The sequence below is a fragment of the Desulfoferrobacter suflitae genome (genome assembly GCF_022603395.1).
Classification (GTDB): domain Bacteria; phylum Desulfobacterota; class Syntrophobacteria; order Syntrophobacterales; family Syntrophobacteraceae; genus Desulfoferrobacter; species Desulfoferrobacter suflitae.
This window is the reverse complement of record NZ_JAIBKA010000013.1, coordinates 135956-160398: the sequence shown is the minus strand read 5'-3', so window position 1 is coordinate 160398 and position 24443 is coordinate 135956. Positions and strand designations below refer to the sequence as shown.

Here is a 24443-nt window from a genome sequence, read left to right as displayed (position 1 = left end):
AGATAGCTCCATGGAAGCAACTGGAGGCCGTTTTTAGGCAATAACTGCCCATTTAGGATTTTGAACATGTTTTTCGGGTGATTTTTATGGACTCAAAACGCACCTCTCCTGTCAGGCCTCGCGGTTCCTGTTGAGCAACCCTTTACGACTGGGCCAATTTGAGCCTGGCGAGCAGACTCAGATTGTAGGAGACAATGGAGCTCCATACGTACTGTTTGAAACCGGCCCAACCCCGCCAGGTACTCCTGGTAAGACCGAAGGCTCGCTTCAATGTGGAAATATTGGCTTCAATACCAGCACGAAAGTTTTTCAACCGCTTGTAGACCCAGTTGCTTTTGACCATCTCCAGAACCGAAAGCCCCTTGCGCTTGGAAAAGGACATGTCCCGTACCCCATTTTCCTTGGCCCATTTGAGGTTGGGGCGAGAAGCGAAGCCCCCATCTGCCGCTATTTGTCCGGGAATCTTTTTGTAAATGCCCCCGAGGCGCTCCAGCAAAGAGGTGAACCGCTCCGAGTCAGCAGGATTGCCGCGCTCGATCACACAATCCATGATCAAGCCCGAAACGCCGCCCGAAAGAAACACCTTGTGTCCATAAGTCGTGTCTCTGCCGCCCTTTTGAATAATGTCGGTATGGCATTCGAAAAAGGAAACGATCTTCTCGCTTGCCGGGACTTTCTCTTTGCAAATGACTCTGCGATGGGTTTGATCAATCACCCGATTCAGGATGTATACAGCTCTCTCCAGTTGATCTGCCAACCCGCGAGCCACCAGCATATCCTTAAGGTCTGCGCTCTCAAAATCATTCAGTACTGGAATCGCTTCCAAAGCATATCCCATTACCTGTTGCGCAATCTTAAGAAGCTTCCGATAGGTCTTCTCTCGGGCTTCCTCCTTTTTGGCATTCTGAATCTTGAGCACACACTTTTTGGTAACCCTTTTATGATCAGAAAACCGATACCCGGGAACCGGGCGCAACTTCTTTCCCTGAGCGAGACAGCGACTGATGATGCGAATCTCGTCCTGCAACAGGGTAGAGTCAAGGGGATAATGGATGTCGCTTTCAACGGCCGTGGCATCCATGCGAACCTTTCTCGCCTTCTCCAGCCCTTGCTGTTTGGCATAGCGTACAATAATCTGGTTGATCCCTTCCCAGCTCTCCTCACTCAACGACTTGATGTTCTCTTGCAGAGCCGAGCCCGACGGGCACTGACCCATCCTGAGCCTGGCGAAAGCCCGGAAGGCCCGCGAGTCGCTCAGATGAAAAGCCAACTCCTCATAGGACAAACTCCGGTATTGCTTCAACACGGCGCTGCGCACCACCTGTTCGGCTGTCATCCCAACTCGGCCGTTATCCGCCCGCTTGAGACCCACCAAGTCCCTCGCGGCCAGCTCCAAGATCTCAGGGTTGTCCTCAAGTATCTCAGAGATAGCGGCCAACTCCCGGCCAATGGTAGTGTTCGGTATGATGTGCGAAAAGCTCAACTGATCGCTTCTTTTTTGGCGCATTTTGACCCCATTGAAAATTCGGTTTGTAAATTAAAATCCATGGGTTAGCTTATCACAAGATGCCATAAGAGGAGCCAAAATGCAACCAAAAACAACCATGTTTGGCAATAAATTTAATCATTTAAGGTTTCCGGATGGAAACAAACTAGTACACTGCGGCGAAAGTAAGTACCTCATGTTTACGTAATCGCTAAACTTTTGGCTGGACGAATGATCGTCCTTCATGTAGGGTCAAATTCTCGAAGACCTTAACATGGAGGATATTTGCCCGTGCCAAGACTCAAACCCGACTCAATTGTACTGACTGATCAACAGCGTGCTCTGCTTGAGAGGATAGTTCGTCGAGAAAAGAGCACGCAGCAACAGATCCGACGAACTCAAGTCATCTTGGCGGCAGCCGATCAGTCGGAGAATCGGTCCATAGCCAAACGATTCAATTTGAATGTAAAAACTGTCCGCCTTTGGCGTCGACGTTGGATCGAGGTTAGCCAAGCCATGCACACTGCTGAAAAGAATGGTGACATAAAGCAATTGGAGCAACTCATTGTCGATGCCCTCACGGATGAAAAGCGTAGCGGCAGACCGGCTCTGTTTACCCCGGAGCAGATCTGTCAGATTGTTGCCATGGGCTGCGAAAAACCTGAAGATTCGCAGCGCCCCATCAGTCACTGGACGGCAAGGGAACTGGCTGATGAGGCCATCAAACGCGGCATAGTTGAAAACATCTCGCCCCGCAGTGCAGGGCGATTTTTTAAAAGAAGCAGACCTTAAACCCCATCTGTCCCGTTATTGGTTGAATGCCAAATATGATAATCCACAAACCTTCAACGAACAGGTCGTCGGCGTATGTGATGTCTATGCTATGGCACCCACCGCTCAAGAAGACGGACTGCATGTGATCAGCACGGACGAGATGACCGGCATCCAAGCACTCGAGCGCCTCCATCCTACGAAGCCCATGGAACGGGGTAAACCTGAACGACGCGAGTTTGAATATATTCGCCGCGGAACACAGACTCTGATTGCCAATTTTGATGTGTCTACCGGCAGAATGATTACGCCCACGGTGGGGGACACACGCACTGAAGAAGATTTTGCCGAACACATCAAACGTACCATCGAAACAGATCCTCAAGCGCGGTGGATATTCGTAATGGACCAACTCAATACCCACAAATCAGAAGCTCTGGTCCGCTTGGTTGCCGACCAATGTGCACTCAAGGAGGACCTCGGGATCAAGGGCAAATCAGGTATTCTCCAATCCATGGAAACGCGGGCCGCTTTTCTGCAAGACAAGAATCATCGCATTCGTTTCGTTTATACCCCGAAGCACGCTTCCTGGCTCAACCAGGTAGAAATCTGGTTCAGCATACTAATGCGAAAGTTACTCCGTCGTGGCAGCTTCACTTCAAAAGAGAACCTGCGGGAAAGGATCTTGGCTTTTATCGACTATTTCAATTCCACCATGGCCAAGGCTTTCAAATGGACTTACGCCGGCCGCCCGCTGGCATGCTAAAATGGGCCACGCACTTTCGCCGAGCTGTACTAGCTACTCTTGCATGAGACTTTCAATCGACGGCATTTGTGTACCCGGTTCACCTCAACCCAAACGTTCAAAAGCCGGTGCTAAGTGCTTTAGGCAATATAAAGAACATCTACTTGGTTAAGCCACTCGATTATCTTCCTTTCGTGGCTATGATGAATCGTTCAACACTCATTCTTACAGAGTCAGGGGGCGTGCAAGAAGAAGCTCCAAGCCTGGGTCAGCCAGTTTCAGTGATGCGAGACACAACCGAACGCCCGGAGGCGGTCGAAATGGGAACAGTCAAGTTAGTCGGAACCGAACAAGAAGAAATCATTGATAATGTCCACAGACTCCTATCAGATAATCATGCCTACGCGGCCATGGTAAATGCAATAAATTCCTATCGTGACTGTCAAGCGACCTCCCGGATACTTTCCTCTTGTGCAACCTTTTTGAAAGTCTTGAAATAATGAGCGGCAGAACAAGAGTGCCTGCCTACTGCCCTAATTCTCTCCGCTCTATAGTCAACCGGATCATGCAATCCCAAACTTGCCATCGTTTGGCAAAAGGCATCTTCTGGTCTTTAGGTGGTGCGGTGATCTCACGCGGACTAGTGCTTTTAGCAACAGTCTTGGTCGCCCGTATATTGGGTAAAACTGTTTATGGCGAGTTAGGGATGATTCAATCTACTGTCGGAATGCTTGGCGTCTTTATCTCATTTGGTCTCGGGTTGACCGCGACCAAGCACGTAGCCGAGTTCCGCCAGAGTGATCCTGCTCGTGCCGGGCGCATCATTGGACTCTCCGGCCTTGTTGCCGTAAGCGCTGGCGGCCTAATGGCTGCAGTATTGCTTATGTCTGCACGATGGCTGGCAGAAAATACTCTTAATGCTCCACACCTAGCAGGCGCTCTTCGCATTGGTGCCCCCTTATTACTACTTAGTTCACTCAATGGAGCACAGAATGGTGCCTTGGCTGGGTTCGAAGCTTTTAAGACCATAGCCTACGTTAACTTTTGTGTGGGACTGATCTCCTTTCCAATCCTTGTATGCGGAGCATGGGTCGGGGGGCTCACTGGGGCGGTCTGGGCATTGTTGATAAATCTTGCTGTCAGCTGGCTACTGAATCACGTAGCTCTGCATAAAGAAGCGAGCCGTCATGGTGTCCATCTGACATTTGATAATTGCAGGCGTGAGTTTGCCGTGCTGTGGCAGTTCAGCCTGCCTGCCGTGTTGAGTGGCACCCTGACAGGACCCGTCAATTGGGCTTGTGGGGCAATGTTAGTAAATCAGCCTGAGGGATACGGTGAGATGGGTGTCTTTAGCGCTGCAAATCAGTGGCGTATGGCTATCCTCTTTGTTCCAGGAATGCTGGGGCAGGTGATCTTACCAATCCTGGCAAACCTCAATGCTGTCTCTACAACCGGCCATTATCGCAAGGTGATTTGGTTCAATATTGTTCTCAATGGGAGCATTGCTTTGCTTATTGTGCTTCCTCTGATTCTCACTGCACACTATATTATGCATTTTTATGGGACAGGTTACGAAATAGGTGCAAACGTACTTAGAATCTTAGCGTTGACGGCAATGCTTATGGCAGTAAACAACGTCATTGGGCAGGCTATTGCAAGTAAAGGTAAGATGTGGCTGGGATTCATTTTCAATGCGCTTTGGGCTGTTGTGCTGTTGTCATTTGCTGGATTTTTTATCAAGAAGGGCTTTGGGGCACTTGGTCTATCTTTGGCAACGTTCATTGCCTATACACTCCACACCCTTTGGCAGGGTAGCTATTTAAGAAAAACTTTGCGAGATGCAAGTAACCTTTCGGTGTTCTAAGGGGTGTAAAAGCTCTGCGTACCTCCAATTATCTGATAAGGCTCAATACTCTAGCTTCAAGACAAGGAAATTAAGGACGTAAATGACAAAGGCATCACTCATTATCAATGCGGACGATTTCGGGTGGGGTCGCAAACTCTCGGACACAATTTTGGATTGCCACCTCCACGGAATCGTTACCAGCACAACACTCATGGTAAATATGCCTGCGGCGGAGTATGCCGCCAAAAAAGCGATGGAAGCACCGGAACTCAGTGTCGGGGTACACTTGAATTTGACCGAGGGGCCTCCCCTATCTAAAAAAGAACTGGTCCCGGACCTGCTGGATGAGTCCGGTAATTTCCCTGGCTATGCTAAGATACGGCAACGCCTTTGGCGGGGTGAAAAGTACTTCACTCAAGTAATACGAGAAATCAAGGCCCAAGTTGAAAGGTGCCTTGATCTTGGCATCGTTCCAACGCACTGTGATAGCCACCATGGTGTTCACAAGTTCCCGGTAGTCAGACGTGCGATGGTTTCAGTCATGCGGGATAAAATCATTACGCGGGCGCGCACGACCCTTAGCTATCATCGCATTAGAAGAGATGTTGGGATTTTGCAGGGTGCGATTCCCTGGCTGAAGCGCAACTTGAAGCGCGCCCCTGCCATCGCTTCACATGCGTGGGGACACTACAGTCTAAAGCACAACGGAATAACAATTCCAGACTGGAAAGCCACTCGTAGTATGGGAGTTCCTTGCGGCCCTGCACCCAAAGAACAACTTCTAGCTTGTATTCTTGCTGTTCCGGAGGGCTGCTCTGAAATTCTTTTGCACCCAGGGGCCCACGGCTCTGAAGATAAACCATCAGAGTGGCATTTGCGCACTTGGGAGGAAGATACGCCTCTTTGTCTGGACCAAGAAGTGGCTTCTTTCATCCAAAAGTCGGGGGTTGAATTGGTATCTTTTCGATACCTTTAAATTTTTGCAGCTGGCAAACAGATAGTAATTGTTACAATGGCGAGAGTTCTTCTACTGCTAACGCGTACCCCGTGGCGCGATTTTCGATTGTACGACATCCAAGGGCCGGCTCTCCTAGAAGCGGGACACCAGGTGTTTTATATGTCAGGAGCTCCTCGGGCACAGGCGGAACATGTCTTTACTTGGGTCCCACTGTCCGAACAGGAGCGTTGGCTCTCTCGTAGAACCGGTGGATTGAACCTGTATCTACGCATCAAGACTCTGAATCCTGACGTGGTCCAGTTGTGCTCTTTAGAGCAGCTTCCTCTCGGTTTTGTCCTAAAAGCGCTTAATAGCTGCCGTGTAGTTTACGATTGTCGTGAGGATATGGCTTCAGCTCTTTTCGAACGACATAAGCGGTTACCAAAATGGTTGCGCCGGGGTATCTTTTCGGGAGTTAGAGTTCTGGAATCACTTGCCGCACGTCAATTTGACGGGATCATTACTGCCGATCCAGGCGTATACGAACTCTTTAGCGCCATGCCCGCCGAGCGGAGGGTTATCTGTTATAATGCGGCCCTGCTCAAGCAGTTTCCTGCCAACTACCCCCCTATCAAAGAGCGAAAATATGATGTAGCTGTATTGGGCTCAATGAGTTCTTTAAGATCTGGCACACAAGATGTATTAGATGCACTTGCAGTGCTTAGCGAAAAGGGGATGGCCATCAGGTTATTATTAATAGGCCAACCCGAAAATGAGATGGAAAAGGAGATTGACAGAAGAATCCATAAATACGGACTAGAAGGGAGAGTCTACTGTACTGGGTTGTTGTCTCATTCGGACGTTCCTGCGGTCCTCGCGCAGGCACGGGTCGGGGTTGTGCCTCTTCTTGACTATCCAAAGTTTCATCGCAACATTGCGTGCAAGGCCTTTGAGTACATGGCCTGTGGAATGCCCACGATTGCATCTGATCTGCCACCCCAACGCCTGTTTTTGACGCCTGAGATCAGCTCTATGTATCCCCCTGGTGATGTTCAAGCCCTTGCCAAGGCAATGCGTAATATGCTTTCAGACCATGATCGAATCGCGCAAATGGGTGATCTGGCTCGGGCGTCCGTGCAGGCAGAGTGGAATGGCGAGAGAGAACAAGAAAAGCTTAGGAGATTTTATGCTCAACTGTTGCAACTTCCACCACGTAGCGTGAGGCGGTAGCCAGGTGGAAAATAAAGTCAGTCGAGCTTTTTATGATTGCTCTCCTGCACTATTTCGTAACATTGCGGCAAGCGGCTTCGGGGTGGCAAAGAACTACCGGCGCTACCGAGGTATGTTCCGGGTTTGGCTTAACTTCTTTAAAGCCGCCCAAGGATGGACAGAAGAGCAACTCCATGAGTTCCAAAATCTACAACTTAGAGAGATGGTAAGAAAGGCATTCCAAGAAGTACCTTATTACCAGGATCGCTTTGCAAAATTAGGCATAACGGCCGCTGATATTCGTTCTGTGCAAGATTTGGCCAAACTCCCTTTGTTGGAGAAGTCAGACGTCATTGAAGCCGGTACTGATCTTATCAGTCGTGCGTGGCCAATAAGAAAACTCAGGTGGTATCCAACCAGCGGTTCCACAGGCACTCCACTGCAAGTGCCGCGGCCGTATTACATAGAACAGATGGAATGGGCATTTCTACACGCACGTTTCTACCCTAGCGATGTGATTAATTCCCCCTATTCGTCCTTTACAGGACTAGAGCTTATACCGCCGAATCAAAGCAAGCCACCATTTTGGGTGGACAATTGGATGAATCGCCAAAGGATGTACAGTATCTTCCACATGAGTACGCGCAATTTGCCTTACTACATAAAATCTCTTGATAGTCGATACAGTCATCTCTACATTGGTTACCCCAGCGCTATGTATACGATTGCGAAATTCATGCAGGAAAGGTCATTTTATTTGCATCGCCCTCCACACTACATTTTAACAAGTTCAGAAGAGCTACAACCGCATTACGAAGATGCACTGCTTGACGCATTCGGCAGCAACATCCGAAATCGTTATGGTCAGAATGAATTTGTTGGCTCAATCACCATGTACGACTGCGGTCATTTACACTATGACATGGATTATTCTATCCTCGAGTTTCTGCCTGTGGGACACGAGGATGGAGCAATACTGGCGGAAGTAGTCGGGACCAACATGCATGACACCGCATGGCCCTTGATAAGGTACAGGACAGGCGACTTAGTTGTTTACAACCCCGATGACCATTGCGCTGCTGGTTATCCTGGCCAGGTCATTCGGCGCATTCACGGCAGGACGGGGCGATATTTCGAGCTTCCTGACGGTAGTCGCATAACTAACATCTCGGTTATTGCGAAGAAGTGTACTAACGTTAAACTCATGCAGGTTGTTCAGCAAGAGATTGGCTCTATACTCGTTCGAGTCGTTCGAGCACCCGGCTATTCATCAAAAGACGAGATGAACATTTTCCAGCAGTTCAGACGAAAGATCGGCAATTCGACTAATATCGACCTTGAATACGTTACAGATATTGAGCGCACTACCTCCGGCAAATTTATTTCAATCATAAATGAGGTAGCAAAATAGTTGGTCCGTCAACTCCTCACAGCATTTTGCCTCAATCTTGCCTGTTATTAAACCGTTCAGTGTGAACTACAGAGCAGAGGGGAATCCGTGCATACCAATGTAAGACAAATGGATGATCTGGGAAATCTTACGTTTTATTTCTTGGTCGGTGACAGGGATGGCCTGCACAGGATGATCGAAACGGAAGATTGGACCAGCATTGCAGGAGTTCCTCTTGTACCTCTCTATTGGCAGCGTCTAACGCAGAAAGGGCACGAAGTTCATGTGATCGCTACAGGAGATTTCAGCTCTGAAAAAGATTTTGTTCTAGAAGGCATCCATTTCCATCGTCGTTGTGTTCCTGCATCGTTTACCCCTAAACTTCGTGGTACTCCCATAAGGTATTACATTAAAATTGGAATGATTATAAATACATGGAAAGCTCTGAAAGTCGTAAACCACTTCGCGAAAAGCTCGCCGCCGGACGTCATTTATTCTTATAGGAGCACGTTCGTTCCTGCTGGTTATTTTCTCGCTCGAAGGTACGCGGTTCCTCATCTCGTACATTATTGGGGAACCTGGTTGAGCCACTATCTGTTCAATGTACCTTGGTATAAACGTTTGCCAGCTTTACCAAGAATACTGGCCATGAAAATACCGGTAGACCTTCTAATAATTAGTAACGATGGTACCGAGGGTGACAGGGCTGTTGAGCGCCTTAAATTCCCTCAACATCGTTTCCGTTTTTGGCTGGATGGAACTGCTCCCGGTATTTACAAGCCGAACCTTGATGTTGCAGCGGTTAAGAATTCCATTGGGCTCAGAGCGACAGACAAGATGATCTTTCAGGCAGTCAGGCTGGACTTCTGGAAACGCGTTGATCGGGCGATAGATGCTGTGCCGAAAGTTTTGAAAGAAGTTCCTAATGCATACTTGGTGATTGCTGGAGATGGTGACTTGCGAAAGGATCTGGAAAGGCAGGCAAAAGAATTGGGGGTTGCCGATCATGTGAGGTTTCTTGGTTTCGTACCGCATGGAAAAATTCAGGAACTCCACAACGCAGCCGACCTCTTTTTGACTGTTCAGGATTTGACAAATTTGGGTAATCAGATCATGGAAGCGTTGCATAGTGGGACGTGTGTGGTGGCCTACAATATAGGCGGGACTTCGCAAGTCATGTGTGATGACGTAACAGGCAAACTCATTGAAGAAAAGGACCTGCCTCGCCTTGGTGAGATAATTGTGGAACTTCTGTGTGACGACCAAAAGCGACATGCTCTGGCATATGGGGCGCTTGAGTTTGCTAAGAAGCACATCTGGACGTGGGATCAAAGAATAGACGCTGAGCTAGAGGAAGTTCGGTGCTTGGTGAATGATTATCGGCGCTTCAAGAAGTGATTTCTTGATTATAGGCGTTCTCAAAAGAGCTCTAGCTTGCATGCCCTTCATAATAGGATGGTTTTGACCTACCAGATGTCAGTCAGAATCACCTATTTTGTGTGACGGATTGAGGTGTTACAATTTTCGACCTGCACGAGAGTGAATGAGCGCCTCCTAATCCCAATTTTTTTTGAGAGAAAGTCGGTGAGTAGTGTCTAAGACTTTTGGGTTGTTGCATAGCGCACTTCTGCTACTGATTGTTGCTGGTATTTGGATACTTATTGTCCATCCTTGGATGGCAATTGGTTTGCTTGTAATGGTTCCTATCGTCAAAGTTCCTGCGGTTAACTATGTGCCCTTTTTTGGAGCTGTTGATTTAACGGTTTTTGCAAATCTATTGGCGGCTTCTGCTGCTTTTTTGGCTTATGCCCGACGACCATCGAAAACCATGGCGCCACAAATCCCCTATCCAATGCTCGCCTCCCTTGGGGTTGTGGTTTTTGTCTCCTTATTGGGGTTGCTTTGGACCACTGCGCCCCAATATGGCCAACAAAAGCTCATACGTTTTGTGGGAATAGGCTTGCCATATTTGTTGCTACCCTCATTCTTCGTTTATACCAAAGGCGATGCTGTGCGCCTGCTCTTTTTGGTAATCGCCATAAGCGTGGTGATTGCCTTGGGACTGATAGCACTGCCGAACTCACACTTGGCGGGAGTTAGATACGGTTTTTATTACGATCGTGGTACTTTCTTGGGTTCGGACCCGAACACACCTGCTACATTAATAGTTGCGGGGCTGCTTGTATTACTCACTGGAGTTCTGACTGGATCTACTCCCAATATCCTAAAATATACAGTTTTTCTTATATTCCCAATAGGATTAGGGGGGATACTGATCAGTGGATCGCGTGCAAATTTGCTTGGGTTGTGCACCTTTCTGCCATTTGCTCCATTCATAGTTGGGCGCCAGGGTCGAGGCAAGCTAAAGTTTGTCTCACTTGTTGCAACCTCAATTATCTTTCTGACCGCATTTCTAGTGCCAATCATGAACCAAGAGATACCAGTCGAACGGTGGCTTGATTTTTCGGAACAAATCAAGCAAGGAGATTTGAGTAACACTCGCTCGCAAGCTTGGGCTTTTTGCCTGACAAACGCCTGGGACCATTTAATTCTTTTAGGCCATGGGCCCGGTAGCTACGCCATGGATTTCTTGCATAAGGATCAGCCCTTATGGCCGCATAGCATCCTCCTTGAAGCGCTGTACGAAGAGGGGCTAATAGGTATAATGGCCGTGCTTTACTTTTTTATCGTCTGTCTGCGCACGACTCTTAGGGGGCTCCACGCATGCCAGTCAAGAGAGGATGTTTTTTTGGTAGTAGGAGTCAGCGCGCTTGTCTGGTCAATGACTGTGCCGGCGTTGACGCATTGGGACTTCAATGGATCGCGGTTCCTCTACCTGTTTGCAGGATTGCTACATAGCACAGTCTATTTGGTCACCAGCAATATTGATGAGGTGGAAGCAGTCTCCGGAGCGGTTGTCACGCGTGCTGAGCTAACGAAACCGGACTCAGCGTAAAATACAAAGCGCGGTTGGATGTCTTCCATGCTGGAACGCTTTTTGTTGCAAGTGAAAATCATGAAAAGTGACTTGCGCAACCCGAGTACGATTCCGTTTGGCAATATTCGAGGAGATTTAATAAGTCGCGGCGGAAGCTGCCTACGGGAGCAAATTTTTGACGACAGGGTTGCTGGAGGGTATTTGGAAGTTTGTGGCGCTGAAGAAATACTTAGAAAAAGGGGCTACTGGGCTTGAATTTGGGCGAGCACCGGCGTTTGCGCCGATGGTGAAGAGTGCCAGGGAGGTCTGCTTGGCGTCTTGGCGCCTTGGTGGCGAACGGAAAAGCAAAAAACAATGAACCGCCAAGACGCGAAGGTGCCAAGGATTTCACAAAGGCAGGTTAGCTTGGTTTTTCTTCGTGCGTTTTTGGAGCCTTGGCGCTTTGGTGGTGAAGAAGACAGCGGAAGATGTGAAAAGCGGCGGGTCTGCACCGGAGTGGATGTGACGACAGCGAAATTCAGAAAGAATTCGTGCCCCTTATCTGCTCGGTATGATATTGTTTAGCATATGTAAGTCAAAATACCGAAGGAGGCACTAAAATGACCATAGGCCAAGACGTGACAGCAGAGAAACTCATCAGCAGGGTTCCTTTAGCCGAACTCAGGGAAGCCATCACAAACGAGTATCGCAGGCGTGTCATTCGGTATAAAATGATTGATGAAGCCATGAAGAGAAAATATCGAATGAATTTTGTTGAGTTTGAAAGTCGGAATATGGTCAGCGAAGAAGGCTATTCGTGGGAGGCTGAGTCCGATGCCATGGAATGGGAACACGCCGTGGAAGGCATTAGATATGCCCGAAATAAACTCGAAGAATTTGAAAACCTGTGAAACAGTATGTTCAGGAAGTTTTGGACGTTGCTAAGAATTACGGGCTGCAGATACTCACTCTTGATTTCACTGACGTGACCCTCCTCTGTCGGCTTGAGATTCTTCCCGAAATCTATACTCAAACAACTTTGGTTTTTCTGAGCAAAAAAATGGCCGATCTGGCAATATAAAGAAAAAACATAGAAAAATTAAAATATTACACACTCTGGACAAATTATCTTTTTGATGGTACACCCATGCTACAGACGACTAACCCTAACAACAGTGAGGTCAGCATGGATGTATCGAGTTACCAATTCAGCGAGGAAGAAGTAATTCGCTTGGAACAATACCGAGACACACAGCAAGATGCTCGTCTCAAAATGCGCTTCATTGCCCTGCTTATGCTTGCCAAAGGCATTGCGCTGAAGGATGTCGCCGCGATAACCGGAGTGGCGATGAAAACGATCGAGAATTGGCATCATCAATATCTCAGCAAAGGAATCGACTGCCTTAATTCATTCCAATACAAACCTAAGCAGCCCTATCTGAGCGACGAACAAATACAGCAGTTACTCAACTGGGTTCGGTCTACAAATCCGATTCACCTAAAACAAATCAGAGCCCACATCATCGAACAATTTGCGATCAAGTACACGACGGAGGCCATCAGGAAGCTTCTGCACAAACACGGCATAAAGCTGATTCGCCCGAAGGTGATACCCGGCAATCCTCCGAGCGAAGAAGAACAGGAAAAAAAATTGCCGAGTACTTCGACATGAAGTCCAATAGTGAGCCTGGAACGGTCTTTCTTTTTGGAGATGGGATGCATCTAGTTCACCAAAATATACCCCGGCTATGTTGGGCTGATCCCAAAGCACGGCCCATTTTTAAGACCAACACCGGGCGACAACGGCTTAATATTCTTGGAGCTTACAATCCCGACAGCCATGAATTCGATCATATAACGGGAGAACAAAACTGCGACGCGAACCGCGTGATTGAATACTTTGAGATGATCACAAGAGCATACAAGCAGGCCCCAAAAATTATCCTTTTCCTTGACAACGCTAAGTATTTCAAAGCACAAATCGTCACCGATTGGTTGAAACAGAATCTGCGGCTTCACGTTGTGTTCTTGCCTCCTTATGCTCCAAATCTAAACTTGATCGAGCGCTTCTGGGGATTTGCCAAAGAAAAGTTGGTCAAAAATACCTATGAGCCAAAATACAAGGTCTTTCGGGCAAAAGTATTCAGGTTCCTAAACAATGTGGGCCAATATATTGATGAGTTAAGAACCTTAATGGTGGAAAAGTTCCAAATCATAGCCACTAGCAAAGCATAAAATGTGCCAGGAAAAACCAAAGTTGCTCCGGTATATATACAAATTTACCGAAACCTGAAGAAAAACAAACTGAACTTGGCTTTGGTTTTTGGAAAAAGCAGAATGCTTGGTTTTGACAGCGAAGGAGGACAGTATCATTGCCATCCGATAGATCAGCCTGAAGCTCATGTTTCGATTGAGCGCAGGACGGAAATTGAAGAGTTCGTATTGCTGTGCTTTTCAACCCTACAAGAACAGGGCCTCTTGTAGTGCAAAAGTTGTTAGATTTCTTTGCGAGTCTTTGGCAGTGAAAATGGAACCGCCAAGACGCCAAGGGTTTCATAAAACGCCTTGAAACCATCCCACCTCTAACCACAATCCTTAAGACTTTCCATGAAGCAAATCATACAGTCCTATAAGACCGGAAAGATGGCTCTCGAGGAAGTGCCGCGGCCGCAGATTTTTTCCGGAGGGCTGCTGGTGGAAACCAAAGCCTCCGTGGTGTCGGCCGGCACTGAAAAGATGCTGGTGGATCTGGCCAAAAAGTCGCTGATTGGCAAAGCCAAAGCCCGCCCGGATTTGGTTAAGAAAGTGATCGCCGCCGTCAAAAAGGAAGGGATGGTCAATACCCTCGAAAAGGTCCGGAGCAAGCTCGATACGCCCATCCCCCTCGGCTACTCCTGTGCCGGGATTGTGCGCCACATGGGAGCGGATGTGGACACCTTTCAGGTGGGCGATGCGGTGGCCTGCGCCGGCGCGGGCTACGCCAACCACGCCGAATTCAACCTGGTGCCGAAGAACCTGTGCGTGAAAATTCCAGAAGCGAGGGATGGCGAGCCTTCAAATGTATTATTGAGTTTTGAAGAGGCCGCTTTTGCCACGGTCGGAGCCATTGCTCTGCAGGGAGTGAGGCAGGCGGCCTTGACACTCGGCGAAAGCGTCTGCGTCATCGGCCTGGGGCTTTTGGGGCAACTCACGGTGCAGCTCTGCAAAGCCAACGGCTGCCGGGTTCTTGGCGCGGATATCGATCTGGGCAAAATCGAGCTGGCCAAAAAACTGGGGGTGGATGAGGCGGTCCACAGCCGCGATCTCGAAAGGGAGGTTTTCAAATTCACCCGCGGCGTGGGCGCCGATGCGGTGATCATTACCGCAGCCGCTAAAGGGAGTGAGCTGGTGGCTCTGGCCGGAGAAATTTGCCGCATCAAAGGGCGGGTAGTGGTGGTCGGGCTGGTCGGCCTGGAAGTGCCCCGCGATGTCTACTACAAAAAGGAGCTGGATCTGCGGCTTTCCATGTCCTACGGTCCCGGGCGCTACGATGCGGAATACGAAGAGCGCGGCCACGACTATCCCCTGCCCTACGTGCGCTGGAGCGAAGGGCGCAACATGCAGGCCTTTGTGGAGCTGCTGGCGGCCGGGCGGGTGGATGTGCGCTCACTCATCACCCACCGCTTTCCGTTCGAGCGGGCTTTGGCGGCGTATGAGCTCATTACCCAGGGGAAAGAACCGTTTCTTGGGGTGGTGCTGGAGTACGAGCCAAGGGGAGAGCCCAAAAGAATTCCGGTCGTCAAGAGTGCGCCGGTTGCGGCAGCGGGCGGTGTCAGGCTGGGGGTCGTCGGCGCCGGGAATTTTGCTCGGAGTGTGCTGCTGCCCCGGTTTAAAAAGCAGGAAAAGGTTAGCCTGCACGGGGTGATCACGGCCAAAGGGATGAGCGCCAAAGCGGTGGCCGAGCAGTTCGGGTTTGGGTACTGCTCGGGGGATGTGGATGAGATATTCAGTGACGATGACATTAACACTGTTTTAATTGCGACCCGGCACAATCTGCACGGGCCGCTGGTGGTGCAGGCGATCGAGGCGGGCAAACATGTCTTTGTGGAAAAGCCGCTGTGTTTGGATCCGGGGGAGTTGGAACGGATTGTTGCGGCTTGCGGCAGTAGATCGGCTTCTTTGGCTCCCCTTCTAATGGTTGGGTTCAATCGCCGGTTTTCGCCCATGGTTTGGCGGGCAGCGGAGGTATTGAAGTGGCGCGGGACGCCCTTGGTGGCTTCGTATCAGGTTAACGCCGGTTTTGTGCCGAAGGAGATGTGGGTGCAGGACCCGGTGGAGGGAGGCGGGCGCATTATCGGGGAGGTCTGCCATTTTGTGGATACGCTGCGGTTTCTGGTGGGGGCGCCGGTGAGGTCGGTGCAGGCGGCCTGCATCCAAACCGATGATGTGCGGCAGGTGAATCGGGATTCGGTGGCGATTACTTTGACCTATGCGGATGGGTCGGTGGGAACCATACTTTACTATGCGGTTGGGAATGGGGATTATCCAAAGGAGAAGTTGGAGCTGGCGGCTGATGGAGTGGTGATTGCTTTGGATGATTATTGTAAAATGGATATCTGGGGAAAGAAGCGGGAGGTGGTTAAGGGGAGGCAGGATAAAGGGTTTGATGCTGAGGTCGGGGCGTTTGTGACGGCGGTGGTTGATGGGGGGGCGGCGCCGATACCGTTGGAGGAGATCGTGGAGACTACCCAGGTTACCTTTGCGGTGCATGCGGCTTTGAATAGTGGGGAGACTGTGCGATTTTGAATTGAACCACAAAGACACAAAGGCACAAAGGTTTCACAAAGATGAATTTAAAAAAATACAAAAAGAACGTGGTATACCGGAGCAACTTTGGTTTTTCCTGGCACATTTTATGCTTTGCTAGTGGCTATGATTTGGAACTTTTCCACCATTAAGGTTCTTAACTCATCAATATATTGGCCCACATTGTTTAGGAACCTGAATACTTTTGCCCGAAAGACCTTGTATTTTGGCTCATAGGTATTTTTGACCAACTTTTCTTTGGCAAATCCCCAGAAGCGCTCGATCAAGTTTAGATTTGGAGCATAAGGAGGCAAGAACACAACGTGAAGCCGCAGATTCTGTTTCAACCAATCGGTGACGATTTGTGCTTTGAAATACTTAGCGTTGTCAAGGAAAAGGATAATTTTTGGGGCCTGCTTGTATGCTCTTGTGATCATCTCAAAGTATTCAATCACGCGGTTCGCGTCGCAGTTTTGTTCTCCCGTTATATGATCGAATTCATGGCTGTCGGGATTGTAAGCTCCAAGAATATTAAGCCGTTGTCGCCCGGTGTTGGTCTTAAAAATGGGCCGTGCTTTGGGATCAGCCCAACATAGCCGGGGTATATTTTGGTGAACTAGATGCATCCCATCTCCAAAAAGAAAGACCGTTCCAGGCTCACTATTGGACTTCATGTCGAAGTACTCGGCAATTTTTTTTCCTGTTCTTCTTCGCTCGGAGGATTGCCGGGTATCACCTTCGGGCGAATCAGCTTTATGCCGTGTTTGTGCAGAAGCTTCCTGATGGCCTCCGTCGTGTACTTGATCGCAAATTGTTCGATGATGTGGGCTCTGATTTGTTTTAGGTGAATCGGATTTGTAGACCGAACCCAGTTGAGTAACTGCTGTATTTGTTCGTCGCTCAGATAGGGCTGCTTAGGTTTGTATTGGAATGAATTAAGGCAGTCGATTCCTTTGCTGAGATATTGATGATGCCAATTCTCGATCGTTTTCATCGCCACTCCGGTTATCGCGGCGACATCCTTCAGCGCAATGCCTTTGGCAAGCATAAGCAGGGCAATGAAGCGCATTTTGAGACGAGCATCTTGCTGTGTGTCTCGGTATTGTTCCAAGCGAATTACTTCTTCCTCGCTGAATTGGTAACTCGATACATCCATGCTGACCTCACTGTTGTTAGGGTTAGTCGTCTGTAGCATGGGTGTACCATCAAAAAGATAATTTGTCCAGAGTGTGTAATATTTTAATTTTTCTATGTTTTTTCTTTATATTGCCAGATCGGCCATTTTTTTGCTCAGAAAAACCAAAGTTGTTTGAGTATATTTGACTTTGTGTCTTGGTGCCTTGGCGGGGTCATAATGAGTATGTCTGGCATAATTGATTCGCTCGATAAATGAGGTAGAATATGAGAGCCGTTACCGTTGCACAGGCGAAAAAAACCCTGCACGCTCTCATCCAGGAGGTGTGTGAGAACGTCGAACCCACTATCATAGTCAACAGCGCGTCGCAAAACCAGGCGGTTTTAATCTCACTGGAGGACTATCGTAGTTTAGAGGAAACCGCATACTTGCTCCGCACACCAGCCAACCGTGCCCACTTGGAGGAATCCCTGCAGCAGGTTCGAGATGGCAAGTTGGTCAATTTACCTCCTGACGATTATAAAGATCCAGTCTACCGAAGCGGCATGGCAGGATTTTGAGTGGTTTCTCGATAATGACAAGCAGGTCGCCGTACGTATACGCAAGCTTTTACGGGATATCATTCGACATCCGAAGGAGGGGATAGGCAAGCCCGAGCGTTTGGAATTCCAATTGTCCGGCTGCTGGTCACGGAGGATCAATCAGGAGCACCGCCTCGTGTATAGAGTGGAAGGGAATAGCATTATTGTAGTGAGTTGCCGTTACCATTATTAAAGCACTCCTTTTTATAAGCCATGGGAGAATCTTCCCGTTCCTATTCTCAATGAATGAAACGTCTTTGCCCCATTTCCTGGCGATCGACGACAGTGAGCAGGATTCAAGCGATTAGCCTCTTATTTCGTACTTTGGAGCATCTTCGGCCTGTTCAGGTGCTGTATCGGGTTCGTTATGCGATCCGCAGCCGGTTGCGCCAATCCCTTCCGGACGGGGCACTGCGGCGGCATCGTTTTGCAAAGAAGGTCGGCTGGAGGCGCCTGGAATTCAGGACTGCCTTTCTCTCCTGTCCCTCGTTTGCTTCCTCGGATATCGAGCGGGGCATCTTCCGCTTTCTAAACAATCCCCATTACTTTGACACTGGAATTGACTGGCAGGTTGATGCTAAGTCACGGCTTTGGCGATACAACCTGCATTATTTTCAATATCTGTTCCCGCCGGGAGGGCTTGCGCCGCGGGTGGCTGTGCCCCTGATGCAGCACTGGGTGGCGCACAATCCGGTGGGCGCACCCGATGCCTGGGATCCCTTTCCCATTTCACTGCGGCTGGTGAACTGGATCAAGTATTTCAGTGTGACGCCTATGGAGGAGGCAGAGCTTCAGCCGCTGGTTCGGTCGGCCTATGAGCAGGCCGGGTATCTCGCACGCAGCCTGGAGTATCACCTGCTTGGAAACCACCTGTTCAAGAATGGCAAGGCGCTGATATTTGCCGGGTTGTTTCTGCGCGGCGAAGATGCCGCAAGATGGCTGGCGAAGGGGATGCAGATCGTCAGCAAAGAATTGGCTGAGCAGATCCTGCCGGATGGCGGCCATTTCGAGCGAAGCCCCATGTATCACAGCATGATCCTGGAAGACTGTCTGGATTTGCTCAATGTGTGCCGGGGAGAAAACCGGGCTGAGTGCCGGGAGTTGGTTGACCGGCTGGAGGAGGTAGTTCCGCGGATGAGCGCTTTTCTCGCGGGCATGACCCACCCCGATGGGGAGATCGCCCTGTTCAACGATGCAGCATTCGGTATCGAGGCATCACCGCAGGCTTTGGGCGATTACCTGCAAAAGATCACCGCCAAGGCGCCAAGGTGCCAAGAAAAAAATATAAAAAACTTGGCGTCTTGGCGTCTTGGCGGTGAAAAAAAATGCTCTTTTCCCGAGACGGGCTATTTCGTCATGTCCCCAAACCCCGGCGACCGCCTCATCATCGACTGCGGCCCCATCGGCCCCGACTACCAGCCCGGCCACAGCCACTGCGACACCCTGAGCTTCGAGCTCTCTTTGCAAAACCGGCGCGTAATCGTCGATTCCGGCTGCTGTCAGTACGAAGACTCGGAGATCCGCCGCTACAACCGGGGCAACGCCGGGCACAACACCATCTCCATCGATAACCAGAACCAGTCGGAGGTGTGGGGGGCTCACCGCTGTGCGCGCCGGGCCAGGGCCCTTTATGCCGGGCTGGAGCAGGGCGACGGCGGCGAGTTGGTGTTTGCTGGGGCACATGACGGGTACAGGAGGCTCAAAGGTAGCCCGGTGCATCATCGGCGGATGGTGTGGGCTGGAAGCGAACTGCGGGTTGAGGATCGCGTGGAGGGAATCGGGGTGCATGAGATTGAATCGAGGCTGCATATTCACCCCGCCCTTTCGGTGAAAGTGGATGGGGATGGTGCGGTGGTGCGAGACAACGCGGGCATTCTGGCACGCTTGGTGCCTTTGTGCTTTGAGCGGCCTGAAGTTAGCGAGGGATGGTATTGCCCGGAATTTGGGCGGAAGGAAGCGTGTGTGGTGGTGCGGGTACGGGCACGCGGTGTGAAGCTGCCCTGGTCAGGGGGATGGGTTTTCAGGTGCCCGTGAACTACAAAGACACCAAGGCACTGAGTTAAGCACAAAGAAAAACTGAAAAAGACTTTGTGAACCCCTTTGTTCCTTTGTGTCTTAGGGTTCAAAAGGAAGCACCAATGCACATACTATTTCTCACCCACTACTTCCCGCCGGAAGTGAATGCCCCCGCTTCCCGCACCTATGAAAACGCCAAAAGATGGATTAAAGGCGGCCACCGAGTCACCGTTATCACCTGTGCCCCCAATCACCCGCGAGGCATAGTTTACCCGGGATACCGCAACCGCCTCAGACAGTGGGACGAAAAGGACGGCATCCGCATCCTGCGCGTACTTACTTACCTGAGCCCCAACGAAGGCTTCCTCAAGCGCACCTGCAATTATCTCTCCTATATGCTTTCAGCTACGGCGCTTTCTCCGCTGGTCAGAGATGTGGATGTGGTCATATCCACATCGCCCCAGTTCTTCTGCGGCATGGCCGGCCTGTGGGTGTCCCTGCTGAAGCGCCGCCCCTGGGTGCTGGAGATAAGAGACCTGTGGCCCGAATCGATCATTGCGGTGGGAGCTATTAAACATCGGAGTATCATCCGGCTGCTGGAAGGGCTCGAAAACCTCCTGTACTTTCGGGCCGATCACATCGTTTCCGTGACCCGTTCATTTAAACAGCACATCATCAGCCGGGGGGTTGAGCCCGAGTGCATCTCGGTGCTGACCAACGGTGCCGACTTCGAGCAGTTCCGGCCGATGGCCAAGCGAAACGGGGTGCGGGAGGCTCTCGGGTTAAAGGACAAGTTCGTGGCCTCCTATATCGGAACTCACGGTATGGCGCATGGGCTCGATACGGTCTTGAAAGCTGCAGAGATCTTGCGCGGCAAGGATCAGATCGTATTTCTCCTAATTGGCGATGGGGCCGAGCGCGAAAGACTCCTGCGACAGAAGGAGTCGCTCCATTTGCAAAACGTTTTGATGCTCCCCCAGCAGCCGAAAGAAAAGATACCGGAATTTCTTGCGGCATCGGATGCCAGCATGGTGTTGCTGAAAAGAAACGATCTTTTCAAGACCGTGATTCCATCGAAAATCTTTGAGGCGATGGCCATGGAGCGGCCGATCATTCTGGGGGTGGAGGGAGAAAGCAGGGCCATTGTGGAACAAGGCGGCTGCGGCGTTTGGATTGAGCCGGAAAACTATAACGAACTGGCGCAAACGGTGCTCGCATTATCAGAGGAGCCGGATCGAGTCGAGAAGCTTGGCCTCAATGGCCGGCGCTTCGTGGAAGCGCACTACAGCAGGGATATTTTGGCGGAGCGCTATCTTCGGTTGGTTGAGAAGACTGCGACTTTGAAGTTAGCAATCTAGCGGCTTGGGGGCAGGCAGTTGATAACCACAGAGGAGCGCAGGGTGAAAAACTTTGAGAAGAGGCAATCCAAGACGGCTCCACGCAGGCCGCCAAAGTGCCGGATGGGGAACTGAGCGGCAAGATCTGCTTTCAATTCTTTGTGCCTTGGGGTGCCGCGAATAACTTCTGTAATGAGCCGCGGAAATTGCTTGTTGGACATATGGGTACTGAAGCCCTGATAGTTGATCCAGTGGCGACAATGATCGGCAAATTTTTTGATGTCTGGATTCGAAGTTTCCAGGCACTGCCGGCGACAGCTGAAGTTGGCTCTTTGGGAGGCAAAGTCGAAACCGTTGGGCCGGGTGAGGGCGCCGCATGGGGCATACGGCCAGCCGTTTTGATCATAGCCTCTTTGCTTTAATGCCGGGAGATTGACCTTCTCATTTCTGACGTTATAGTCGATGATGGGAATCGCTCCATGGGCTCTGGAAAATTCGTAATTGTGCAATTCATCATACTTGGCGTCGGCCAATTCAATTTTTGACGTTCTTCCCTGATACTTGGCAATCTGTTTCTTCAAGGGGATGTACTGGTTTCCCTCCCGGGAGTTTCCGGCGATGGTGATGCAGGCGACGGGAAGCTCGATGCCGAGAGTCAGCTCAACCGCAGTTGCAATGACAGCATTGAAGCCAAAGATTTTTTCCTTGCGGTTGGGATTTTTGGGGTCTCTTCGTACCCCCATGCGGGCTTCTGTATCCGAGGGTAATTTTGGACAGGTAAAGGCAAAGGAGTCAACTTCATCGGCCAGGTTTATGGTGTGGAGCAATCCTCTTTTGGCAACCAGGTCGAGTTTGGCCTCGGCGAGCTCTTCCTTGAGACCTCACACTTTCCACTCGGCAAAAAATGCCTCCACTTCCCGGTCAGTAACAAAATCCCCGGTTTCCGCCTCAGCTAAGGCTCTCTTGGTCTCTTCAATCTGCCAAGACTGGTTGTCCAGGTACTCTTGAATCGCCTTGGCAACAAGGGAGTCTTTAGTGTGTCCAGTAGAGTCAGCCAGAGCTTCGAGACGCCGTTTGTCGACGGTTGGAATTCTCACTGTTATTGATACCCTCTCATGCATGTCTTTTCCTGTCTTTTTACGGTCCATATTTTTTGTTTTTTCACCTATGTAGCCGAAAAAATCAAAAACCGAGCATAACGCCAAGTGTTGTGGGCTCGGTGGGATGCATTTTTTTCTCTCACAGAGGGCAGAGGGCAGAGGGCAAAGGGCATAGCGCAGGGGGCAGGGGCCAGGGGCCAGGGGCAGATGTGCTTTTCTTTTTTCAAGGGGTGAATTTGACATTGCATCACCGTTTGATGTATATTTTTGGTTGTAAAATCGAACAACCTTGAGGTGATGTCATGAAAAATCAAGTTGCTTTCACGCTGCGTTTCGATCCGGATTTTTACCAACGCGTCAAGAAGGCCTCGGAACATGAAGGCCGTAGTATTACCGCCTTCTTACAGGAGGCCGTAGCCGCAAAGCTGGCTGAGCAAGAGGCCGCCACGCTCTTTGCCGCCTTTGGTCTGGTTGGCGAAGATATGGAGGAAGCAAACGTCGAGTTTGCTGCAGATGCCCAAAGAGAGGTGGTATTGAAAGGTGAGTAAGGAGGTACGTCGTGGGGAGATTTGGCTGGTAGACTGGTCTCCGAGTCGGGGATCTGAGCAGGCCGGCACCAGGCCGGCAGTAGTGGTGCAAACCGATGCCGCTAATTTGAATCCACGCTATCCCAACACGATTGTGCTAACTTTAAGCACCAAAGGAAAACCTGTACCATTTCACGTATCTATTGACCCCTCCAAGCGCAATGGCCTGAAAGACAGATCCTTTGTGAAGTGTGAGCAGATACTGACCATATCCAAAGAACGGCTTGTTCGCAATCTCGGTTGCGTTGAGCCGCAGCAGTTGGAATTGATTACAAATTCTCTTCGACAAGTGCTGGCGATCTAATGTGGCTTCACGAAGGCGCTAAGGGGTTCGTTAAGGGTTGATTGGTTTTTCTTTGTGTTGACTTGGTGCCCTGGCGCCTTGGTGGTGAAAAAACAGAGGACAGAGGACTGAGGACAGAATACAAGAGCGGAAGGTAGGGAAAGCGGAAAAGGGCGAGGAAAGCAGGGGAGAGAAAAACCTACAAGGTGGGTTGGGATAAACTCTGCGGCCTTTGAGGGCTCTGTGAGATGCATTTTTTCTCGCCCTGTTTTTACAGATAAGCTCATGTTGTTCTAAAAATGATTATTGATTTAGGATGGAGCACATAGAATAGGGAGTATATCGATTATGGTGCGGGTAACCATCGAGCCACAGGCTGCAACGAATGTGAAGGTCCTCATCCAGGCGGCTGTGGATAACCAGCTCAGGATTATAGAATTCGGTATTGCCGGGACGAAAGCAAAGTTACAGGAACTGGAAAACAGATTGGGAATGGCTAGCGAAGATTTCTATCGGCAGTTCAGCGAAGGAAAGCTTGGTGATGACATGGAATATATCCGCTGGGCCGGTGAATATGAGACATTGGAGAAACTCCAGCGCGATTATGACGATCTCAGGAACACCCAATTGTGCTGATCGAAGAATATTTCCAATCTCTTGTAAGCCGGCGAACGCTTTGGCTTCGAATTCTCTACCACCAATCCCGCCGATATTTTTGCAGACGATGAGATCAACACGGTTTTCATTGCCACTCGCCATGACAGCCACTTTGAATATGTGAAAAGCACCTTGGCTGCCGGCAAACCTCTTATGCGGTGCACCGCATAAGAGGTTGGATGTGTGCAAAACAGGGAACGGGGAAGGGAAGGTCCACTGGATGCATTACGACATTGCGGCTAAAGTCTTGCTGGAGAAATGCCGAGAAGAGATCCTGTCACGTTTTCTCGGGGCTGGTTTCGACTGACCTTCCCCGTCAAATTCTTTCCCGCAGGAGGGATATTATGGTCGAGTCTGCCGCCTATGATTTGATCAAGCAAGAAGGGTTGCAAGAAGGGTTGCAGCAAGGACTGCAGCAAGGACTGCAGCAAGGACTGCAGCAAGGAAAGCTCCAAGAGGCTCGGGAAAACATTCTTGATATTCTCGAAGTCCGCTTCGAAGTCGTCCCGCAATCGATTGTCAGTGAGGTTGAAAAGATCGAGGAGTTGCAGACGCTCAAACTACTCCTTAAGAAGGGTGCCACCGTCGATTCTATGGAACAGTTCAAGGCGATCTTGGACGCGGCAGCTCGCTGACCGGACCCCACAGAAACGCCGTCCTT

27 protein-coding genes and 2 pseudogenes are annotated in these 24443 nt (G+C 50.1%); 23 read left to right on the top strand and 6 right to left on the bottom strand.

What is annotated here, in order from left to right:
• Positions 1-142: 142 nt before the first annotated feature.
• Positions 143-1507 (bottom strand): ISNCY family transposase, encoded by a 1365-nt coding sequence (locus K1V27_RS19775; RefSeq protein WP_258931785.1) that lies wholly within the window; start codon positions 1505-1507, stop codon positions 143-145.
• 291 nt (positions 1508-1798) lie between these two features.
• Positions 1799-1999, bottom strand: coding sequence for a hypothetical protein (locus K1V27_RS19770; RefSeq protein WP_258930666.1), 201 nt, complete (start codon positions 1997-1999; stop codon positions 1799-1801).
• 3 nt (positions 2000-2002) lie between these two features.
• Here K1V27_RS19770 and K1V27_RS19765 point away from each other — a divergent pair, with 3 nt between their 5' ends.
• The 14 genes and pseudogenes from K1V27_RS19765 to K1V27_RS19700 all read left to right on the top strand — a co-directional run bounded on the left by K1V27_RS19765 (position 2003) and on the right by K1V27_RS19700 (position 16086).
• Positions 2003-2278: a helix-turn-helix domain-containing protein gene (locus tag K1V27_RS19765; protein ID WP_258930665.1), complete on the top strand. Its 276-nt coding sequence runs from the start codon at positions 2003-2005 to the stop codon at positions 2276-2278.
• 91 nt (positions 2279-2369) lie between these two features.
• On the top strand, positions 2370-3023 hold the full coding sequence (locus K1V27_RS19760; protein ID WP_353740584.1) for a transposase: 654 nt from the start codon (positions 2370-2372) through the stop codon (positions 3021-3023).
• 53 nt (positions 3024-3076) lie between these two features.
• Positions 3077-3502, top strand: a pseudogene (locus K1V27_RS22985) (UDP-N-acetylglucosamine 2-epimerase); the annotation flags it as partial.
• Positions 3503-3567: 65 nt separating this feature from the next.
• Complete coding sequence (locus tag K1V27_RS19750; RefSeq protein WP_258931784.1) at positions 3568-4866, top strand: oligosaccharide flippase family protein; 1299 nt, start codon at positions 3568-3570, stop codon at positions 4864-4866.
• 82 nt (positions 4867-4948) lie between these two features.
• Positions 4949-5824 carry a carbohydrate deacetylase gene (locus tag K1V27_RS19745; RefSeq protein WP_258931783.1) on the top strand — a complete coding sequence of 292 codons (876 nt, stop codon included), beginning with the start codon at positions 4949-4951 and terminating at the stop codon, positions 5822-5824.
• Positions 5825-5965: 141 nt separating this feature from the next.
• Entirely contained in the window at positions 5966-7015 is a 1050-nt protein-coding gene (locus K1V27_RS19740) for a glycosyltransferase (protein WP_258931782.1), read from the top strand.
• Positions 7016-7019: 4 nt separating this feature from the next.
• Positions 7020-8405 (top strand): phenylacetate--CoA ligase family protein, encoded by a 1386-nt coding sequence (locus K1V27_RS19735; RefSeq protein ID WP_258931781.1) that lies wholly within the window; start codon positions 7020-7022, stop codon positions 8403-8405.
• Between the two features lie 87 nt (positions 8406-8492).
• The gene (locus K1V27_RS19730; protein WP_258931780.1) at positions 8493-9782 is read left to right on the top strand and encodes a glycosyltransferase family 4 protein; all 1290 of its coding nucleotides are present in this window, start codon (positions 8493-8495) and stop codon (positions 9780-9782) included.
• 193 nt (positions 9783-9975) lie between these two features.
• On the top strand, positions 9976-11340 hold the full coding sequence (locus tag K1V27_RS19725) for an O-antigen ligase family protein (RefSeq protein WP_258931779.1): 1365 nt from the start codon (positions 9976-9978) through the stop codon (positions 11338-11340).
• A gap of 27 nt (positions 11341-11367) precedes the next feature.
• The gene (locus tag K1V27_RS19720) at positions 11368-11577 is read left to right on the top strand and encodes a hypothetical protein (RefSeq protein WP_258931778.1); all 210 of its coding nucleotides are present in this window, start codon (positions 11368-11370) and stop codon (positions 11575-11577) included.
• Positions 11578-11921: 344 nt separating this feature from the next.
• On the top strand, positions 11922-12212 hold the full coding sequence (locus tag K1V27_RS19715) for a hypothetical protein (protein WP_258931777.1): 291 nt from the start codon (positions 11922-11924) through the stop codon (positions 12210-12212).
• 236 nt (positions 12213-12448) lie between these two features.
• On the top strand, positions 12449-12973 hold the full coding sequence (locus tag K1V27_RS19710; RefSeq protein WP_258931399.1) for a helix-turn-helix domain-containing protein: 525 nt from the start codon (positions 12449-12451) through the stop codon (positions 12971-12973).
• Positions 12970-13536, top strand: a complete 567-nt coding sequence (locus tag K1V27_RS19705) for an IS630 family transposase (RefSeq protein WP_258931400.1) — start codon at positions 12970-12972, stop codon at positions 13534-13536. The genes K1V27_RS19710 and K1V27_RS19705 overlap by 4 nt, the downstream gene beginning before the upstream one ends.
• A gap of 372 nt (positions 13537-13908) precedes the next feature.
• On the top strand, positions 13909-16086 hold the full coding sequence (locus K1V27_RS19700) for a bi-domain-containing oxidoreductase (RefSeq protein WP_258931776.1): 2178 nt from the start codon (positions 13909-13911) through the stop codon (positions 16084-16086).
• A 107-nt stretch (positions 16087-16193) separates the two neighbouring features.
• On the opposite strand, the gene K1V27_RS19695 is transcribed toward K1V27_RS19700, so the two are convergent.
• Entirely contained in the window at positions 16194-16760 is a 567-nt protein-coding gene (locus tag K1V27_RS19695; protein WP_258931400.1) for an IS630 family transposase, read from the bottom strand.
• Positions 16757-17281 (bottom strand): helix-turn-helix domain-containing protein, encoded by a 525-nt coding sequence (locus tag K1V27_RS19690; RefSeq protein ID WP_258931399.1) that lies wholly within the window; start codon positions 17279-17281, stop codon positions 16757-16759. The genes K1V27_RS19695 and K1V27_RS19690 overlap by 4 nt, the downstream gene beginning before the upstream one ends.
• Before the next feature lie 206 nt (positions 17282-17487).
• Here K1V27_RS19690 and K1V27_RS19685 point away from each other — a divergent pair, with 206 nt between their 5' ends.
• From K1V27_RS19685 to K1V27_RS19670, 4 genes are all read left to right on the top strand, one after another.
• Positions 17488-17781 (top strand): type II toxin-antitoxin system Phd/YefM family antitoxin, encoded by a 294-nt coding sequence (locus K1V27_RS19685; RefSeq protein WP_258931775.1) that lies wholly within the window; start codon positions 17488-17490, stop codon positions 17779-17781.
• Complete coding sequence (locus K1V27_RS22980; RefSeq protein ID WP_435051684.1) at positions 17741-17995, top strand: Txe/YoeB family addiction module toxin; 255 nt, start codon at positions 17741-17743, stop codon at positions 17993-17995. Before K1V27_RS19685 ends, K1V27_RS22980 begins: the two co-directional genes overlap by 41 nt.
• Positions 17996-18087: 92 nt before the next feature.
• Entirely contained in the window at positions 18088-19836 is a 1749-nt protein-coding gene (locus tag K1V27_RS19675; protein ID WP_258931773.1) for a heparinase II/III family protein, read from the top strand.
• A 104-nt stretch (positions 19837-19940) separates the two neighbouring features.
• On the top strand, positions 19941-21176 hold the full coding sequence (locus K1V27_RS19670; protein WP_258931772.1) for a glycosyltransferase family 4 protein: 1236 nt from the start codon (positions 19941-19943) through the stop codon (positions 21174-21176).
• On the opposite strand, the gene K1V27_RS19665 is transcribed toward K1V27_RS19670, so the two are convergent.
• Positions 21173-21898 carry a hypothetical protein gene (locus tag K1V27_RS19665; RefSeq protein ID WP_258931771.1) on the bottom strand — a complete coding sequence of 242 codons (726 nt, stop codon included), beginning with the start codon at positions 21896-21898 and terminating at the stop codon, positions 21173-21175. The two genes, K1V27_RS19670 and K1V27_RS19665, sit on opposite strands and share 4 nt — an antisense overlap.
• A 138-nt stretch (positions 21899-22036) precedes the next feature.
• Entirely contained in the window at positions 22037-22276 is a 240-nt protein-coding gene (locus K1V27_RS19660; RefSeq protein ID WP_258931770.1) for a CopG family ribbon-helix-helix protein, read from the bottom strand.
• Positions 22277-22557: 281 nt separating this feature from the next.
• Between K1V27_RS19660 and K1V27_RS19655 the strand changes: the two genes are divergently transcribed.
• The 5 genes and pseudogenes from K1V27_RS19655 (at position 22558) to K1V27_RS19640 (ending at position 24417) form a co-directional block, all read left to right on the top strand.
• Positions 22558-22803, top strand: coding sequence for a hypothetical protein (locus K1V27_RS19655; protein WP_258931769.1), 246 nt, complete (start codon positions 22558-22560; stop codon positions 22801-22803).
• Positions 22796-23146 carry a type II toxin-antitoxin system PemK/MazF family toxin gene (locus tag K1V27_RS19650; RefSeq protein ID WP_258931768.1) on the top strand — a complete coding sequence of 117 codons (351 nt, stop codon included), beginning with the start codon at positions 22796-22798 and terminating at the stop codon, positions 23144-23146. Before K1V27_RS19655 ends, K1V27_RS19650 begins: the two co-directional genes overlap by 8 nt.
• A gap of 327 nt (positions 23147-23473) precedes the next feature.
• Positions 23474-23761, top strand: a complete 288-nt coding sequence (locus K1V27_RS19645; protein ID WP_258931767.1) for a hypothetical protein — start codon at positions 23474-23476, stop codon at positions 23759-23761.
• A 45-nt stretch (positions 23762-23806) separates the two neighbouring features.
• Positions 23807-23953 (top strand): annotated as a pseudogene (locus tag K1V27_RS22975) (Gfo/Idh/MocA family oxidoreductase); the annotation flags it as partial.
• A gap of 173 nt (positions 23954-24126) precedes the next feature.
• On the top strand, positions 24127-24417 hold the full coding sequence (locus tag K1V27_RS19640; protein ID WP_258931766.1) for a hypothetical protein: 291 nt from the start codon (positions 24127-24129) through the stop codon (positions 24415-24417).
• The last annotated feature ends 26 nt before the right edge of the window (positions 24418-24443 follow it).